The 16,040-nt window shown below is 37.0% G+C and carries 11 protein-coding genes; 10 read left to right on the top strand and 1 reads right to left on the bottom strand.

Translation table 11 applies throughout. The annotated features are described in order from the left end of the window. Positions 1-125: 125 nt before the first annotated feature. From RAH34_RS10250 to msrA, 8 genes are all read left to right on the top strand, one after another. Positions 126-347: a DUF2795 domain-containing protein gene (locus RAH34_RS10250; protein WP_002662059.1), complete on the top strand. Its 222-nt coding sequence runs from the start codon at positions 126-128 to the stop codon at positions 345-347. A gap of 123 nt (positions 348-470) precedes the next feature. Beyond that, positions 471-3,545, top strand: coding sequence for a preprotein translocase subunit SecA (gene secA / locus RAH34_RS10245; protein ID WP_114819532.1), 3,075 nt, complete (start codon positions 471-473; stop codon positions 3,543-3,545). A 151-nt stretch (positions 3,546-3,696) separates the two neighbouring features. After that, positions 3,697-5,874, top strand: a complete 2,178-nt coding sequence (locus RAH34_RS10240) for a TonB-dependent siderophore receptor (protein WP_306596054.1) — start codon at positions 3,697-3,699, stop codon at positions 5,872-5,874. Between the two features lie 40 nt (positions 5,875-5,914). Further along, on the top strand, positions 5,915-7,114 hold the full coding sequence (locus RAH34_RS10235; RefSeq protein WP_306596053.1) for a PepSY domain-containing protein: 1,200 nt from the start codon (positions 5,915-5,917) through the stop codon (positions 7,112-7,114). Next, positions 7,114-9,228 carry a TonB-dependent receptor gene (locus RAH34_RS10230; protein ID WP_306596052.1) on the top strand — a complete coding sequence of 705 codons (2,115 nt, stop codon included), beginning with the start codon at positions 7,114-7,116 and terminating at the stop codon, positions 9,226-9,228. Before RAH34_RS10235 ends, RAH34_RS10230 begins: the two co-directional genes overlap by 1 nt. 51 nt (positions 9,229-9,279) lie before the next feature. Beyond that, positions 9,280-10,491, top strand: coding sequence for a PepSY domain-containing protein (locus tag RAH34_RS10225; protein WP_306596051.1), 1,212 nt, complete (start codon positions 9,280-9,282; stop codon positions 10,489-10,491). Between the two features lie 79 nt (positions 10,492-10,570). Continuing rightward, positions 10,571-11,539 carry an ROK family protein gene (locus tag RAH34_RS10220; protein WP_306596050.1) on the top strand — a complete coding sequence of 323 codons (969 nt, stop codon included), beginning with the start codon at positions 10,571-10,573 and terminating at the stop codon, positions 11,537-11,539. 597 nt (positions 11,540-12,136) lie between these two features. After that, positions 12,137-12,691: a peptide-methionine (S)-S-oxide reductase MsrA gene (msrA, locus tag RAH34_RS10215; RefSeq protein ID WP_306596049.1), complete on the top strand. Its 555-nt coding sequence runs from the start codon at positions 12,137-12,139 to the stop codon at positions 12,689-12,691. A 210-nt stretch (positions 12,692-12,901) separates the two neighbouring features. Here the strand turns inward: msrA and RAH34_RS10210 are convergent, their stop codons facing one another. Further along, positions 12,902-13,738 (bottom strand): hypothetical protein, encoded by an 837-nt coding sequence (locus tag RAH34_RS10210; RefSeq protein ID WP_306596048.1) that lies wholly within the window; start codon positions 13,736-13,738, stop codon positions 12,902-12,904. A gap of 381 nt (positions 13,739-14,119) precedes the next feature. Between RAH34_RS10210 and RAH34_RS10205 the strand changes: the two genes are divergently transcribed. Both RAH34_RS10205 and RAH34_RS10200 read left to right on the top strand, forming a co-directional pair. Further along, positions 14,120-14,281: a hypothetical protein gene (locus RAH34_RS10205; RefSeq protein ID WP_306596047.1), complete on the top strand. Its 162-nt coding sequence runs from the start codon at positions 14,120-14,122 to the stop codon at positions 14,279-14,281. Between the two features lie 64 nt (positions 14,282-14,345). Continuing rightward, positions 14,346-16,031 carry a tetratricopeptide repeat-containing sensor histidine kinase gene (locus tag RAH34_RS10200; RefSeq protein ID WP_306596046.1) on the top strand — a complete coding sequence of 562 codons (1,686 nt, stop codon included), beginning with the start codon at positions 14,346-14,348 and terminating at the stop codon, positions 16,029-16,031. Positions 16,032-16,040: the final 9 nt, after the last annotated feature.

Below are 16,040 nucleotides of genomic sequence, written 5' to 3'. Positions count from 1 at the left end.
ACACAGCTGCCAGTCGGTTTGTGACAGTCATTTATTAGAAAAAATTATAAAAAGAATTGAAAATCAAGTATAAAAAAGTTTATTATACAACCTATTTTTATACTTTTGCAAAAAATTAGAAAATTATGTACTGGACATTAGAATTAGCTTCATATTTAAGTGACGCACCTTGGCCAATGACAAAAGCAGAGCTTATCGACTACGCAATCAGAACTGGTGCACCTATGGAAGTAGTAGAAAACCTTCAGGCTATTGAAGATGAAGGAGAAATTTATGAATCTATCGAAGAGGTATGGAGTGACTATCCTACTGACGAGGATTTCCTTTGGAACGAGGACGAATATTAATAAAGCGATAAGCTTTAGGCTGCGTGCTTAGAGCTTTTTTGCCCTTTTTATATATTAATTTACACGATAAGTGTTATTTAAAACGCTTAAAGCATTTTGCATTAAGCATAAAGCAAAAAATTTATGAGTTTTTTAAACAAAGTTCTTAAAGGGTTTTTGGGAGACAAGAAAGCGCAGGACCTAAAAGAAGTAAAAAAAGTTGTAACAAAAATCAGAGCTGTAGAACCTAACATTCAACAATTGTCGGATGATGGGTTGAGACAAAAAACTGCTGAGTTTAAAGAGAATATAAAATCTGCAACCAGCAAGATCACAGCTCAAATAGAACAGATAAAAGAGCAGATAAAAAATTCAACCAATGTTGATGAAAAAGAAGCTCTTTTCTCAAAAATTGAGTCTTTAAAGAAAGAATCATACGAAATTGAAGAAAAAGTTCTGGTTCAGGTTCTTCCCGAAGCTTTTGCATTGATCAAAGAAACGGCAAGAAGATGGGCTCAGAATGGAGAAATCCGAGTAACGGCAAGTGACTGGGACAGAGAGCTGGCTGCTGCAGGAAAAGATTTTGTTAGTATTCAGGGAGACACAGCTGTTTGGAAAAACTCATGGGACGCTGCCGGAACTCCTGTAGTTTGGGATATGGTCCACTATGATGTTCAGTTTATCGGAGGGGTTATTCTTCACAGTGGTAAAATTGCCGAGATGGCAACCGGTGAAGGTAAAACTTTGGTAGGAACATTACCTATTTATTTAAATTCACTTCCGGAAAGAGGAGTACACGTTGTAACCGTGAACGACTATCTTGCCAAAAGAGACTCCGCCTGGATGGGGCCTCTTTATCAGTTCCACGGAATGTCTATCGATTGTATCGATAACCACCAGCCGAACTCAGACGGAAGAAGAAAAGCATACAACTCAGATATTACTTACGGAACGAATAACGAATTCGGTTTCGATTATTTGAGAGACAACATGGTGACATCACCTTCAGAACTGGTACAAAGAGAACTGAACTTTGCTATCGTGGATGAGGTGGACTCGGTATTGGTAGATGACGCAAGAACACCATTGATCATTTCCGGGCCGGTTCCTCAGGGAGACAGACAGGAGTTTGATGTTCTTAAGCCTTCTATCGACAGAATTGTTGAAGTACAAAAGAAAACCGTTTCTACCATTTTCAACGAAGCGAAAAAATTAATCGCTGCAGGAAATACAAAAGAAGGAGGTTTCAAATTACTTCAGGCCTACAGAGGTCTTCCCAAAAACAGACAATTAATCAAATTCTTATCGGAAAGCGGAAACAGAGCATTGCTTCAGAAAGTTGAAGCGCAATACATGCAGGACAACAACCGTGATATGCCGATTGTAGATAAAGATCTTTACTTCGTTATCGAAGAGAAAAACAATCAGGTAGACCTTACAGACAAAGGTGTTGAATACATGTCTCAGGGTAACTCTGATCCTAATTTCTTCGTACTTCCGGATATCGGAACTGAGATTGCTGAAGTAGAAGCTAAAAACCTTTCTAAAGAAGAAGAGTTTGAAGCAAAAGAAAGACTTTTCTCTGATTTTGCTGAAAAATCTGAGCGTGTTCACACGATGAGCCAGCTATTGAAAGCATACACATTATTTGAAAAAGATGATGAGTATGTGGTGATTGACGGTGAAGTAAAAATCGTTGATGAGCAGACAGGTCGTATCATGGAGGGACGTCGTTATTCTGATGGTCTTCACCAGGCGATCGAAGCGAAAGAGAATGTAAAAATTGAGGCAGCTACTCAAACTTTTGCAACCATCACGCTTCAGAACTATTTCCGTATGTACAACAAGCTTGCGGGGATGACGGGTACTGCTGAAACCGAAGCTGGAGAGCTTTGGGAAATCTACAAATTAGACGTTGTGGTAATTCCAACCAACCGTCCTATTTTAAGACATGACAAGCAGGACTTGGTTTTCAAAACCAACAGAGAAAAATATAATGCTGTAATTGAAGAAATTGAAAAATTAACAGCACAGAAAAGACCAGTATTGGTAGGTACTACTTCTGTTGAAATTTCTCAGTTGCTTTCTAAAGCACTTCAATTAAGAAAAATTCCACACCAGGTATTGAATGCAAAGCTTCACAAGAAGGAAGCAGAAATTGTAGCTGGCGCAGGACAGCCGGGAGTTGTAACGATTGCAACCAACATGGCAGGTCGTGGTACCGATATTAAGCTTTCTAAAGAAGTAAAAGATGCAGGAGGTTTAGCGATCATCGGTACAGAAAGACACGACTCCAGACGTGTTGACAGACAGTTAAGAGGTAGAGCGGGACGTCAGGGAGATCCGGGAAGTTCTCAGTTCTATGTATCTCTTGAAGATAACTTAATGCGTTTGTTCGGTTCTGAGAGAATTGCTAAAATGATGGACAGAATGGGTCATAAAGAAGGAGAAGTAATTCAGCACTCTATGATCAGTAAGTCTATTGAAAGAGCTCAGAAAAAAGTGGAAGAAAATAACTTCGGAACAAGAAAGAGACTTCTTGAGTATGATGACGTAATGAACAAACAACGTGACGTAATCTATAAGAGAAGAAAGAATGCTCTATTCGGAGACCACTTGAAATATGATATCACGAATATGATTTTCGATGTTGCCAATTCTATCGTTGCGAAAGGAAAAGCTTCAGGAAATTATAAAGATTTTGAATACGAAATCATTAAAACATTCACCATGGAATCTCCGGTTTCTCAAAGTGATTTTAATAATAAAAATGTTCAGGATCTGACGAATATCTTATTCAAAGCAGCTCAGGAAGACTACAAAATGAAGCTGAACCTATTGAAAGAAAAATCATTCCCAATCATTGAGAATGTATACCAAAATCAGGGTTCAATGTTCAAAATGATCCAGGTTCCTTTCACAGACGGACACAAAACAATGACTATTGTAGCTGATCTTAAAGAAGCTTACGATACTCAGTGTGAAAGTTTAGTGAACGATTTTGAAAAGAACATCACTTTATCAATTATCGATGAAAACTGGAAGCTTCACCTTCGTGAGATGGACGACCTAAGAAGATCTTCACAAGGAGCTGTTTACGAGCAGAAAGATCCATTGGTAATTTACAAGCAGGAATCTTTCCACTTATTCAGTGAAATGATCGATAAATTAAACAAAGAAATTATTTCTTTCTTATATAAAGGAGAAATTCCGGCTTAAGAAAAATTTAATAAAATCATACAAAAACCGCTCTGGCATTGGCCATAGCGGTTTTTTGTTATTCAGTATATAATAATTTTATGATAAATATCAATCTCATTATTTATTTAGAACAGTTAAAAATAATATATTTGCAGAAAATTTGACTTTCATGAAAAATGTACTGATCTGTGCTTCCGCACTGGCAACAATGTTGGTTTCTGCGCAAAAAAAAGACACCATCAAATCCAATGATATTGAAGAAGTAATTGTTAACGGAAGATATTATCAGAAGTACAAACTGAATGAGGTTTCAGGTTCATTGAGAATCCAGACTCCGATTCTTGAGCTTCCTCAGAATGTACAGTCTGTCAGTTCGCAGGTTCTTGCTGATCAGATAACCCTGAATATGTCCGAAGGAATTGTCCGCAACGTAAGCGGAGCAAGAAAAGTAGAACACTGGGATAATGTATATTCCAATGTATTCATGAGAGGTGCCAGTATTGCTACTTTTATGAACGGAATGAATGTTTCTTCTACCTGGGGACCCATCAATCCTGATGCGTCTATCATAGACAGAATAGAGTTCGTAAAAGGTCCTGCCGGATTTATGGGTTCTATGGGAGATCCTGCCGGGTTTTATAATGTAGTAACTAAAAAGCCTACAGGAAAGTTTGCCAACAGTGTGCGCTTCACAACGGGAAGCTATAATCTTTTCAGAGGTGAAGCTGATCTTGACGGAGTTCTTGTAAAAGACGGGGTTTTAGACTACCGTATCAATTTGATGGGAAGCTCCAACAATTCATGGGTGGAAAATGATAAGACAAGCAAAATCATTGTTGCTCCTTCCATTACTTTCAGACCTACAAAGACGACTACATTTACGGCTCAGTATAACTATCAATACTTAAAATTCAATCAGCCTGGAGCTTATCTGATGTCTAACGACGGATACGCTTCACTGAATGTACATACCAATTTTAATGACCCGAACTTCAAGAAAACTGAAGTAAAGGATCAGAGTTTATTCTTAAGTTTAGACCAGAAGCTTTTCAAAGACTGGGTTTGGAGTACTCAATATGCTTATATGGACCTGAATTATGACGGAGGTTCATGGTGGGGAACTTTTGATTCAGCCAATAAAAATGTTTTAAACAGAACATTAAGCAACTGGCAGGCAAAAGGAAAAAATCATATTTTCCAGACCTATGTGAGAGGAACACTTAATACAGGGAATATTGTTCATAAAATAATCGCGGGATTTGATTACGGAGACAGAAAATACACTGCTGACTTTTCTTCTTATTCAAAAATTGTAGATGGCAAAGAAACCTTACTATTCCCAATTGACATTTATAATGTAAATTATGGGGTAGATCCTTCAAAACTTCCATCTTCTGATTTTTATACATTAAACACTTCTGCTCCGTTTTATAACGATCAGGGCGTAAAATATACTTCTTATTACGCTCAGGATCAGATTGAAATGTTCAATAATAAATTGAGATTAACATTAGCAGGAAGATATACAAGCGGTAAAACTTATTCCGCATATCCTAATCTAAGTCCAGGGACTCCTATTGTACCTGATACAGCTGGTGAGTTTACACCAAGAGTTGGAGTGAGTTATTCTATTAATGAAAATTTCTCTGCTTACGGTATCTATGATAAAACCTTCGTACCACAATCCGGAATAGGAATTAACAAAACCAAAATTACAGATCCTTTCAGAGGACAGAATATTGAATTCGGATTGAAAAAAGACTGGTTCGGAGGAAAATGGAACTCTACTTTTGCAGTATACGAAATCCGAAGACAAAATATTCTTGTTGCGGGACCTAAAGAACAAAATGAAGGACAGCCTTTCCAGGTTGCTACAGGTGAGCAGAGAGCAAGAGGTTTTGAAACCGATATCAAAGGAGAAATCATCAAAGGGTTGAATATTATCATCAACTATGCTTATACAGATGCAAAAACCGTTAAAGACACAGATCCTACAAGAATTGGAATTCAGTCTCCGGGGAATGCAAAAAATGTTCAGAATACCTGGATCAACTATAGATTTGAAAATGGTCTTATGAAAGGGTTCGGTATTTCAGCCGGTTATCAGTATCAGGGAGGAAGACAATCCTGGTATGGAGTAAGTGCTACAAAAGATCAGAGCCTTCCGGACTATTTTGATACCAACTTCGGGGTTTCCTATGTTGCTAAGAAATTTGATGTCAATCTAATGCTGAATAATGTCCTTAACAGAAAATTGTACAGTGGTTACAGAGGAGATGCCGGCGAATATGCATGGATCTACAATGCTCCACGTAACTGGAGATTATCAATAGGATATAAATTTTAAAAAATCAAAGGTTAGCCCCTCACGGGGTTAACTTTTTGCTATGAGAAAAAAGCATCACCATAAAAAGAAAGCTCCTTCAAAAAAATGGTCTGCCAAGCTGCATTTGTGGTTTGGTTTGTCTGTTGGTTTCATTGTATTTATAGTCTCTCTTTCAGGGACTTTATATGTTTTTAAGGATGAAATACATAACAGTTTACGCAAAGAAGCCATTTATCTGAAAAAAGAGGATATCGGGACAAAGCCTTTACCTATTCATCTGCTTCGTGAAAAAGTATCACTGGTACTTAATGAAAAGTATCCTGTAAGTGCCGTAGAAATCCCTTTGGATAAAACCAAGTCTTATCAGTTTCAATATTATGAAAAAAGCAAAAAGGGATGGAACTATTTCCAGCAGGTACTCATCAATAAGCAGGTCTATATCAATCAATACAACGGGCAAATCCTTGCTGTTTATGATGAAAAATATGATGTATTCAATATTTTGAAATACACCCACTGGGGACTTTTGCTTAATTCAGAATGGGGACCGTATACTGTAGGAATTCCAACCGTTCTTTTTATCGTTATGCTGATCACAGGAATTATTTTATGGTGGCCTAAAAATAAAAATGCCAGAAAAGGACGTTTTTGGTTCAACTGGGAAAATGTAAAAAACTGGAAGCGTAAAAACTACGATCTTCATAATATCTTAGGATTCTACGCCTCATTTATTGCATTGCTGTTAAGTATTACAGGACTTTATTTTGCTTATCCCTATGTAAAAAACACCTTTACTTTTGCTTTATCCGGTTCATGGGAACTTCCCAAAGAAAAAGAAAGAAAATCTCCGGACTCTCTCATGGCAAAGAATGAAGCAATTTTTGATCTTGCCGCAGCCCAGACTGAAAAACTGTACGCAAAATCATCCAGCTTCAGAATTACCCTAAACGGAAAGAATAAAAAAGGAAAAGAGCTTAAAAATCTTCCCGTAACAGTTTACGGAATGGACGGAAGATACAGTGAAAGAAACATCCTTACCTTCGATAAATACTCTGGAAAACTACTGGCCAACAAACCTCATCACAAACTTACTACTGCCGAGAAATACTCCAACGCCAACTATGATATCCATACCGGATCCTACTTCGGAATCATTGGAAAGGTCATCTGGTTTATGGCCGGCCTTACGTGTACATCACTCCCTGTAACCGGATTCCTGGTTTGGTGGGGAAAAAGAAAGAAAAAAGGAAAGAAAATATAATGAAAAAAGTGCTTTTATCAGCTGCCTGCTTAGGAACTACTACCGTTTTTGCTCAGGTAAAAGATAGTTTACAAACTAAAAATGTAGACGAGGTTGTCATGACGGCCTCCAGAAAAAAGGAAAATATCAAAGAAGTTCCAAGCTCCATCACAATAGTAGGAGAAAAACAGATTCAGTCTCAGCTTACTGTGAACTCAGATATTACAAGCATTCTGCAATACACTGTTCCCAGTTTAGGAACCAATTCAGGGCAGACTTCCAATTCGGGACAAACGTTAAGAGGCCGTCAGGTTTTGGTCTTAATTGATGGAATTCCACAGTCTACTCCACTTCGTAACGGAGCAAGAGATTTAAGGACTATTGACCCTTCAGCCATCGAAAGAATTGAGGTAATCAAAGGAGCTTCTTCCATCTATGGTAACGGAGCAGACGGAGGGATCATCAATTACATTACAAAAAGAAATAAAACAGATAAAAAGATCTCCGGAATTTCACAGGTCGGTCTTACAGGACAGCCTTACGGTGGTACTTTAGGAGTAAGGGCCAGCCAGCTTTTAACCGGAAAGATCAAGAAGTTTGACTATACCCTTTCATTAGCTTACGAAAGAACAGGATATACAAAAGACGGAGACGGTGTTTTAATAAGCCCTACCTACAGCATTGCCAAGATGGACAACTACAACGGATTGCTGAAAGTAGGATATGACATCAACGAAAATCAAAGAATTGAAGCCTCTTATATTGGTTATTCTTCAAGATCAGACCTGAATGTAGGATTAAAAACCGGAAAATACGGCATCACGCCAACCATTGGTGAAGGAATTGGAAAAGGGTTGGAAACCACTCCTCAGGGAACTCCAAAAAACCACAATATCCGGGTGAGCTATGACAATAAGAACCTGTTTGCAGGAACTTCTTTGAATATCAACCTTTACTATCAGGATTTTAAAACCGTTTACGGATACAGCGATACTTTTTTCAATGGCGGACAGTCTAATGTAATTTCAAAAAAAGCAGGAGCAAGATTTAATTTTGATACTCAACTTTGGAATTCAGCTAACTCTCAGGGAGAAATCATCTACGGAGCTGATATTCTGAATGATGAAACGGTACAAAAGCTTGAAGACGGACGTTTCTGGACTCCGAATATGAACATGACCAATATTGCGCCTTTCGTACTGGCCAAAATTGATCTGCTTAAAAAATTAACCATCAAAGGAGGACTTCGTTACGAAAACATCAAAGTAAATGTAGACGATTTCAATACACTTTCTACCCTTAAAAGTGACGGAACTTTCACGAAAAGCATTCCAGTAGCGGGTGGAAAACTTAATTATAATGCACTGGTAGGAAATATTGGTATCCGTTATAATATTGAACCTTATATCAATCTATTCGGAAGCTTCTCTCAGGCCTACTCTATAAATGAATTAGGAAGAATTTTAAGAACCTCAACTTCTGAAACCATCAAAAGTCTGGAAACAAAACCAATCATCGTCAATAACTACGAATTGGGAGCAACAGGACAACTTTCCAGCTGGTTGAACTATGAATTAACTTCTTATGTGAGTACCTCTAAACTGGGAGCATCATTCGTACAAAGCCCGGACAGAGCATTAATGATTCAGAGATCTCCCGAAATTGTATACGGAGTAGAAGGATTCTTACACTTTAGCCCTGCAAAATGGATTCAGTTTGGTGGAAGCTACAGTTGGATGGAAGGAATTACTTCCGTAAAAGACGATGGTGATTATTCTACCAAGATTAACAACAGCAGAATTTCTGCACCTAAAGTATTGGCATATGTTCAGGCAAGACCTGTTCCAGCTCTATCCGTTGGTCTTGATATGCTTCACTCTTTCCAGCAAAACAGATTCGAGCCTAACGCTAAAACAGGATTGTATGCTTATGGTGAGGGATATGTACCGGAATATACTGTCTTTAACTTTAAATCAAGTTATGAAGTTAACAACAACTGGAGATTGTCATTAGGTGTTGAAAACATTTTTAACAAAGTATATCAACCCGCTATTTCATGGTGGACTGCAAGAGACAGTGACTTTACGAATGCTCTTGGATTAAGAGGGACATTCATGATCGAATACAAATTTTAATTAATCTAAATAAAAAGTAAAGCATATCTTTGCTTTACTTTTTACTGTTATATGAAGAAAAAGCATCATCATAAAAAGAAACCGGGCTTCATCAAAAAATGGTCGGCTAAGCTTCACCTTTGGTTTGGTTTGGGAATAGGTTTTCTGATCTTTATTATCTCCATTACCGGAGCATTGTACGTATTTAAGGATGAGGTGGAAAACATCACCCGAAAAGATGTCATCTACCACCATGAGCAAAATATTGAGCAGAAACAGGTTCTTCCTATCAGAGTGATGGAAAAGGCTGTTGCGCAACAGGTCAAAGAGAAATATCCTATCCACTGGGTAAATGTTCCTATTGACAAAAAAATGTCCTATATGTTCTTCTGGTATGAACATAATACGGATGCCTGGAATTATTTTGATGAATTTCCTATCTATAAACAGGCCTATGTAAATCCATACACAGGGAAAGTACTGAGAGTCTATGATGAAAAAAACGGATTCTTCAATATTGTAAAAATGATCCACTGGAGCTACCTTCTGAAACAGGACTGGGGAACGTATGTCGTGGGAATTCCTGTTATCATTTTTATTATTATGCTGATCTCCGGAATTATTCTCTGGTGGCCAAAAAACAAAGCAGCAAGAAAACAACGTTTTGCCTTCAAATGGAAAAACATCAAAAGCTGGAAGCGAAAGAACTACGACCTTCATAATGTCTTAGGATTTTATGCATCAATATTTGCTTTAATCTTCTCAGTTACAGGCCTTTTCTATGCGTTTTTTGTAGTGCAGGCAATGATCTATGTGATATTTTCCGGTGGAGAAACCAAGTATCCCGACTTCTCACACATTAAAACAAAAGCTCCTATTGAGCTGAGAACGGAAGGGACACTGGATAAAATCATCAATACTGTACAGGCAAAATATCCGGATTCCTATGGTTTCGCCATAGATTTAGGGCACCCACACATGGATGACCACGAACACCCCAACTTTGAAGTGTACGTGAAACATCTTTCTTATTCATACCATAAAAGCAGCAGCTTAATCTTTGATGAAAACTCCGGGGAATTGCTGCACACTCATGATCCTAAGGATAAAAACTTTGGAGAAAAGGTTGTGAACGCCAATTATGATATTCATGTAGGAGCTATTTTAGGACTTCCTACCAAGATTATTGCTTTTATTGTAAGTATTATCTGCGCTTCTCTTCCGGTTACCGGATTTATGATCTGGTGGGGAAGAAAAAAGAAAAAACCAATAAAAACTGCTTAAAGTATTAAATAAAACCTACTTAATAATCCATTAATACAATCTTTTTTATAATTTTAGCCTTTAGAATTTAATAATAGAAATGTCATTAATAGATTTATCAAAACAAGTTGCCCTTGGAGTTGACATCGGCGGAACCAATACTAAATTCGGAATCGTAAATCACCGTGGTGAAGTTCTGGATAAAGGAAATCTGAGAACTGATGCCTATGACAAAGTGGAAGATTTCATCGATGCTTTATATGAACATGTTCGTCCCATGATGGAAAAGTATGGTACTGAAGCACATTTTGACGGAATCGGAGTAGGCGCACCAAACGCCAACTATTACAAAGGAACCATAGAACTTGCCCCTAATCTTCCATGGAAAGGCGTTATTCCTTTCGCTGAGCTGATGACGGCAAAATTCAATCTCCCTTGTACCGTAACCAATGATGCCAATGCTGCAGCACTGGGAGAAATGCTTTTCGGAGCTGCAAGAGGAATGAAAGATTTCATCATGATTACCCTGGGAACAGGTGTAGGAAGCGGAATCATTGCTAACGGAGGCTTAATCTATGGACATGACAGGTTTGCCGGAGAATTGGGACATACGATTGTAAAACCAGGCGGTAGAAAACACTGGAGCACAGGATCTGAAGGAAGTCTGGAAGCGTATGCTTCTGCTACAGGAATTACCATCACAGCAAAGAAAATGAGAGCAGAGTTCCCGGAATCTATGCTGAACCAATATCCTGAAGACGAAATCAATTCTAAAACAGTATACGAATGTGCTATCAAGGAAGATCCTATCGCGATTGAGGTTTTCAGATATACAGGCCAGAAACTGGGGGAAGCATTAGCTAATTTTGTAATGTTCTCTTCCCCTCAAGCTATTCTTCTTTTCGGAGGAGTAATTAAAGCTGGAGATTTTATCTTAAAGCCTGCTAAACTGCATATGGAAAGAAACCTTCTTCCAATTTTCAGAAATAAAGTGAAACTGGTATTCAGTGAGCTTGACGAAGCTGATGCTGCCATTCTTGGAGCAAGTGCTTTGGTTTGGGAAAAATAACTGAAAGACTTTTACATAATATAGAGCATCCTTTTTAGGGTGCTTTCTTTTTTTCCACAGACTGCATAGATCTTCGCAGATGATTATGTCGTATTTTCTTTGTGTTATTTGTGAAAGCATTGGTGCTATTTGTGTTTAAAATAATTTGTCATATCTATCTATTATAAGATGATTTATTTTCCCGCAGATTTCACAGATCTTCGCAGATGATTATGTTGTATTTTCTTGTGTTATTTGTGAAAGCATTGGTGTTATTTGTGTTTAAAATTAAAATTAGCATAATTAAGATGCTTCGACAAGCTCAGCATGACATCGCTAATACCAGCTGCTTTAAAATGTTCCGGATATCTGCCATTCACATCTTGTAGTGAAAGTATTTCCCACAGATCGCACAGATTTTCACAGATGATTATCCTATATTTTCTTGTGTTATTTGTGAAAACATTGGTGTTATTCGTGTTTAAAATAATTTGTCACATCTATCATTGTAATTTAAGTTTACTACGTAAAAGCCTGTTCAAATGAAAAAGTTTTTCATATTTTTGATTGGTCTTTTCCGGATCGGGAAAGGATTATAAAACAATATAATTACCAATAATGGACAACAATAATTTAGAACAGATTACTTTCGGTGGCGGATGTTTCTGGTGTGTGGAAAGCTGTTTCAATATGCTTAAAGGAGTACAATCTGCTATTTCAGGATATTCAGGCGGACATAAAGATAACCCTACTTATCAGGAAGTTTGCACTGGAGAGACAGGACATGCAGAAGTAGTTCAAATCACTTATGATCCTGCTGTCATTTCGTATGAACAACTGATGGATGTATTTTTCTTTTTACATGATCCTACACAATTAAACAGACAGGGAAATGATATAGGGACTCAGTACCGTTCTGTTATCTATTTTAAAGATGATGCTGAGAAAGTAAAGGCTGAAGAAGCGATCAAAGTATCTCAGGAATCGGGAAGATGGGCTGGTACTTATGTAACGGAATTAACGAAATTCGACAAATTCTGGCCGGCAGAACAATATCATCAGGGATATTATAATGAAAATCCTACACAGCCTTATTGCAGTGCTGTAGTGGGGCCAAAAATCCAAAAGTTTAAAAAGCATTACGCAGAACTGGGAATGCTGAACGCGGAATAAAACCTTATATTCTAAGTTTTGGCTAAAGCCGGATTGATAATGTATTTGGGGTTAAACGGACTAAAGTCCGTTCCTATTGATATCAACTGAATAGCTACAAACCGATACAAAATAACGGAAGCGAAGGGAAAATCTCTTCGCTTCTTATTTGATGCAAAGTGAATATGTCTGGAAATATTCCAATTGAATTTTCACTCTTGTAAAGGAAGTCTATTCTGCCTGTATCATTTCACTTGTTCCTGAGTATTTTCTAATGATATATGCAGTGGCCGGCTTTAATTCTTTTTTATTTTCCGGATCAACCCCATCCATGGTAAAAAACTCAACTTCCCCATTGACTTTTGAATACCATATTTTCCCCAGGGCATTCTCTACGGTAAGAGTATCCTTCCTTGTGATACGTTTAAAATATTTAATCCGGATTATATCTTTAGGAATAACATTTAGTATGGGATTCTCTTCCTTACAGTCCGCCAACTTATATTCATTTTGATCCCAATACATACAATTCTTTTCAAGGGAAGGCAGGTTCAAAAAATGGAGAGATTCGTATGCATTTCTATTTCCAGATGAACAATAATAATTTCCAATCAAAAACCCGCCAAGCATTAATATTCCTACAAGGCCAAAACTATTGTGTCTGACAAACTCCGGCATTTTGAAGTGTTGCTCATTAATGATATTAATATTGATCTTCGACAGCCTTTCTGATATAATTTCTTCATCCTGATCTACACTTATCTTAACTGTAGTTAGATTTTTTTTTTCATCATTTCTGATAAAAGTCCTTGAAAACTCAGTGAAATCTTTATAGCCAATATACTGGCTCATTTTATTCAGTCTCTCAGTTTCAATATTCCTGCTGCTATTGCCTTCTACAAAGTCTTCATAATATCGTATGAATGTTTTCTCTGAAATTTCATAAAATTTCAGATTATCAATAAAACAAAGATGCAGATAGGAAGCTAATCCACTTTTTGTGGTTTTCTCTGACTCTCTTCTTGCCTGCTCAAATACCTCATTAATCAGTAGTTTTTTCTTGGACATAAACAGTGTTTTCGGGCATTACAAAGTAGATGATTTTCAATCATACGGCATTACGGATTTCCGTAATAACTCACACTTAACAAATGTCTGTTGATGTCTATATTTTGTCTAACATCCCTTTTATTTTTTACTGCAAATTTGCCTTAGAAATCAACAAAACATTACTAAAAACTGATTTCAAAAAAAACCAGAGAAAACAGAGATTAAACTCCGGATTGGGAAGCAGATGTTTCGCCTCCGTTTTTAAAGGTTCACTTCCCTGAAAAATTAAGAAGCGCTTCGAAATTTTAATAGTGTACAGCTTGCGAAAAATACTTCGTGAGAGGAAGAAATACAATTTCAACTTCGAAAATTTTAAAGGAAATGATCCAAATTATATTGATGCTATTAGGACTAGCATTTTCAGACAATAATGGTAATACCTCAACCAATGATGGTAATAATTATGAATCCGCAACAATGCATCTTTCGGCCGGAACAATGGGGATGGTACCAGAAGATACAAGCGGCGAAACAGGGCAGATTTTACCACCAAAAAAATAATTAAACAAAAGGGCAATGAAAATTGTCCTTTTTTTAATACCTTTAGTTGTTATCAATTGTTATCATGTATTCGGGCTTAAAATTTGTAGGAATTTTTCTTTTATTCATTAGCTGTAATTTTTCCGAAAACAGGAATTCTCCGGTAAAAGTCCCTCCAACTGAAGCGGACGAAATGTATAATGAAGCAACATCTCTGTATAATAACGATAATGTAAAGGCATTCACTTTCCTTTCAAAAGCTGAAAGTATCTATAAGCTAAAGAATGATTCCGCAAATATAGCATCCTGTTTAATCATGAAGGCTATTATACTGAATGATATCGGAGACTATCTGAGCAGTAATGAAAGAGCCATCGATGCATTGTCTTTTCTGAAACTTCCCAGAGATTCCGCTTATCTTACTTCCATTTATAATAATCTTGCGATATCTGAAAAAAATCTCAAACATTATTCTGAAGCGCTCAGCTGGTATCATAAAGCTTTACAGGTAAGTTCGGATAATTCACAGAAAATTACGATTAAAAATAATATCGCAGATACCTATGGAAAACTGAAAAGCTATTCACAGGCTATCCGGATCTACCAATCTCTTCTTAAAGATAAAAATCTGCCGCAAAGCGAGATTGATTATGCCAGAATTTTAGATAACTATAACTATACCAACTGGCTTGAAAACAACAGCTATAAGGCGGAACAGGGTTTATTAGCAGCTTTTGCTTTAAGACAAAAAATCAATGACAAATCTGGTCTTATATCCAGCCACTCCCATCTTGCGGAGTACTATTTACAGTCGGATAAGGGAAAAGCATTGTATCATAATGAGGAGAAATACCGTCTGGCAAAAACGATCAAAAACCCTAATGACAGATTGGAAGCCATAGAATTTCTGGTACAAAATGATACGAAAAATCATTTGCAGAATTATTTTGCAGAATATCAGCATCTCAATGACAGCATCCTATTATCCAGGGATAAAGCAAAAAACCGATTTGCCCTGATAGAATTTGATGTAGAAAAAAAGAATGCTGAAAACCAGAAGCTAAAGATTATTACCGTCCAAAAACAAAACAGAATCCTGAAGCAGAATGTTGTCTTAGGAATTCTGTCTTTAAGCCTGGTTGGCGGCTGGATTGTGTACAAAAGAAGAAAAAAACGGCTGCAGCAGGAAAACGAATTTAGAATAAAAGAGAATCAACTTCATCTTTCCAAAAAAGTACATGATGTGGTAGCCAATGGTATTTATCAGGTCATGACTAAAATTGAAAATCAGGAAGATTTCGATAAAGAAAGAGTACTTGACGAACTTGAATTTGTCTATGAAAAGTCCAGAGACATTTCTTATGAAAAAACAACTCCAGAAAACAGGCCGGAATTCAGTAAGAGGATTTCTACCCTTATTGCTTCCTTTAATAATGAAAATGTAAAAACTTATCTTGCCGGAAATGACGAAAATATATGGAAAACCTTGAAAGAATTTACCCGTGAAGAAATCTACCAGATTATGCGGGAACTTCTGATCAATATGAAAAAGCACAGCCAGGCCACTCTTGTTGCTTTTAAATTTGAAAGAAAAAATAACAGGATACAAATTCAGTATACAGACAACGGCATCGGCATTTCAGAAGGAATTAAGTACAAAAATGGTTTAACAAATACGGATTCCCGTATTGAAGCTATCCATGGAGAAATTATTTTTGACACTGAAACCGAAAAAGGGTTGAAAATTTATATTTCACTTCCTGCTTCTTAAAAAAGAAAA

The sequence above is a fragment of the Chryseobacterium sp. WLY505 genome (assembly GCF_030846215.1).
In the GTDB taxonomy this organism is placed as follows: domain Bacteria; phylum Bacteroidota; class Bacteroidia; order Flavobacteriales; family Weeksellaceae; genus Chryseobacterium.
Note: the sequence above shows the minus strand (reverse complement) of the source record. Positions and strands in the feature narration are given on the sequence as shown.